Annotated in this window: 1 protein-coding gene; it reads left to right on the forward strand. The window is 37.8% G+C overall.

Going from position 1 to position 3,444, the window contains the following annotated elements; all coding sequences use genetic code 11:
• The first annotated feature begins 422 nt into the window (after positions 1 to 422).
• On the forward strand, positions 423 to 3,380 hold the full coding sequence (locus LC605_RS31800) for a Tn3 family transposase (RefSeq protein WP_229551374.1): 2,958 nt from the start codon (positions 423 to 425) through the stop codon (positions 3,378 to 3,380).
• Positions 3,381 to 3,444 lie beyond the last annotated feature (64 nt).

The following is a 3,444-nucleotide window of genomic DNA, read 5'->3' on the forward strand; positions in this document are numbered from 1 at the left end:
GGGGTAAAGACAAGATACGCGCAAAATTTATCACGATGTAAAGTTGTGTAAAGTAGCCATGTATTTATGTCTAGAAAACATTGCCTAATTAGGTTCAATTTAGGCAATGTATGATGGAGAGAGAAACAGAACATAAGCTTTTGAGGCATTCTTACCCAACCACCCCAACTTCCCTTTTCGGCAAAGATGGTTGGGAGCGATGCTCCAAAGTTAGATCGGACTTTAATTCTCAGTTACAAAGCTAGGTTCTCAATAAAAACAGTTATTTGGCTGCGATGCCTAGGTTGGGCGTAGATGCAGCACCCCTAAATAGCTGATTTAGCACCCAAATTTTAAGCACCTCACTTTGGAGCATTGCTCCCGCCTTCTGGGGCGATAACAATGCTCTTGTAAACTGAAAATAACCATCTTTTCTCTCACTCGTGGCATCAATTGAACGGACAGCTTATCCCAGATTCAAACGATACTATACCGCTAATGAACTCGATAAAATTTACACTCCCACTAGGATAGAGATAGCATTCGCCTTAAAAGTTACGACTGGGGAAGAGAACTATTTTAATCTGCTAGTTTTACTCAAAGTATTTCAGAGATTAGGCTATTTCCCCCAAATAGCGGACATCCCTCTGGCTATCATCAACCATATTCGGACGGCACTGGATCTTCAAGAAAATAGGAGTTTTAGCTATCAATATCCACCAACTTTATCCCGCCACAAAAAAGCGATTCGCTCTTATCTCCAGGTGAGTCCTTTTAATCAAAAAGGCAAGGCTCTAATCACAGCAGTCATCACTGAATCAGCATTAAGGATGGATAATCCAGCCGATTTAATCAATGTAGCCATTGAAGAAGTTGTCAAGGAACGCTATGAACTCCCTGGTTTTAATACCTTAGACCGTTTAGTTAATCATCTCAGAAAAGAAGTAAACCAAAAAATATTCTCCCAGGTAATTAGTCAACTTAATCCTGAATATATCCAGCGCTTAAAGGATTTATTAGATAATTACGCAACAGTTGAACGCAGTCCTTATAATGACCTGAAAAAACTTCCTCAAAAATCAAGTCGAAATCATCTTAATGATTTAATTGTCCATTTAACTTGGTTAGAAACACTGGGAGAAATCGCTCCCTATCTTCAAGGATTAACTAGGGCGAAAATCAAACATTTTACCTCTGAAGCTAAAGCTATTAGTGCTTCCGAGATGAAGGATGTTACTCTGAATAAGCAATTAACCTTACTTCTTTGCCTCATCTATTCTGCTCAAGTGCAGACTCGTGATTACCTAGTAGAAATGTTCCTCAAGCAGATGAAAAAAATCCATAATCTAGCTATTGAGGAATTAGACTCTATCAAAAAAAGACAGCAGATAACCACAGAAAAATTAGTATCTGTCCTCACCGATGTCCTAGTAGTTTTCAATGAAGATGTCCCCGATTCAAAACCATTAGAGCAATTGCAAACTATCTTCAAGCAAACGGGAGGAGTTGAACAACTATTAACTGAGTGTGAAGAAATTAATGCTTATCAAGGGAATAATTACTTCCCCTTGTTATGGCGGTTTTATAAAAGTCATCGTAGTGCTTTCTTTCGGGTATTTAAGTTCCTGAAGATAGAATCTACCAGTAGTGACGATAAATTGGTTAAAGCCGTGGAAATTTTATTGTCTAATTCCCATCGGCGAGGGGAGTGGATAGAAACGAAAGTTGACTTATCTTTTATTTCACAGCAATGGCAAAAATTAGTGATATTTCAGTCTAAAGATGTCACAAGAGTGATGCGCCGCCATTTCGAGATTTGTATTTTTTCTTATCTAGCTGTTGAACTAAAATCAGGGGATATTTGTGTCTTTAACAGTGAGGCTTATGCTGACTATCGAGAACAATTACTTTCTTGGAAGGACTGTCAACCATTGGTTGAAGCATATTGTCAACAATTAGGCTTTCCTACTAAGGCTGAAGATTTTGTCGAGAATTTAGAAAATTTATTAACCCAAACAGCATCGTCAGTTGATCAAGGCTATCCCAATAATACATCTGTTGTTATTAGCGAGCAAGGAGAACCTGTTTTAAAACGTCCGTCAGCTAATCGTGAGAGTGCTTCCCTCAAAAACTTAGAGGCTTTAATCTCTGAAAGAATGCCAGAGCGTAACTTAATTGATATTCTAAGAGATGTAGACTATTGGACAAATTTTACCCGACATTTTGGGCCTTTGAGTGGTTCTGATTCAAAATTAGAACGGTCTACAGAACGCTATTTATTAACCACCTTCACTTATGGATGCAATCTAGGAGCGACTCAAGCGGCGCGTCACATGAGAGGCGTTGTTACGTCAAGAATGCTCACTTTTGTCAATCAGAGACATATTAGTTTAAAAGGACTCAATACTGCTCTAGTAGATATTATCAATCGCTACAATGTGATGCCTTTAACTAAGTTCTGGGGAGACGGAACGACGGCTGCTGCTGATGGAACTAAATATGACTTATACGAGCAAAATTTACTTTCGGAATATCATATTCGCTATGGTGGTTATGGTGGGATTGCTTATCATCATGTTGCTGATAGTTATATAGCCCTATTTAGCCATTTTATTCCTTGTGGAACTTGGGAGGCGGTATATATTATTGAAGGACTTCTCAAGAACAAATCGGACATTCAACCGTCGATTATTCATGCTGATACTCAAGGACAGTCTACTCCTGTCTTTGCTTTATCTTATTTGTTAGGTATTCAACTTATGCCTCGCATTAGAAATTGGCAAGATTTGGTTTTCTATCGTCCTGATAAGGAGACGATTTATCAGCATATTGATTCTCTATTTAAAGGGGTAATTAATTGGGAACTTATCAAAACTCATTGGTCAGATTTATTGCGAGTGGTTCTTTCTATTAAAGAAGGCAAAATTTCTTCAGATATGTTGTTACGAAAATTGGGAAACTATAGTCGGAAGAATAAACTTTATCAAGCATTTCGAGAGTTAGGGAGAGTTATTAGAACTATTTTTTTATTACAGTTCATCTCTGACCAAAAGCTACGCCAACAAATTACAGCAATGACTAATAAAGTAGAAGCTTATAATGGCTTTTCTAAATGGTTTTGTTTTGGAGGAGAAGGGGTGATTGCCAGTAATGACCCTGAACAACAAGAGAAGACGATTAAGTACGGTGATTTAGTAGCTAATGCTGTTATTTTCCATAATGTGGTTGATTTAACTGAGGTTTTGCTTCAGCTAAGAAAAGAAGGTTTTTTCTGGGAGCGAGAAGATTTAGCGGCTTTGAGTCCTTATTTAACCAGTCATATTAAGCGTTTTGGTGATTATCTGATTGATCTCGATGCGATTCCACCAGCACTAGAGGAAACGTTAAATTTAGGCTTTTGAGTAAATTTGTTGCAAAACTTTACATCATGATAAATTTTGCGCGTATCTTGTCTTTACCCCATAT

Source organism: Nostoc sp. CHAB 5836, from assembly GCF_020829445.1.
Lineage (GTDB): Bacteria > Cyanobacteriota > Cyanobacteriia > Cyanobacteriales > Nostocaceae > Nostoc.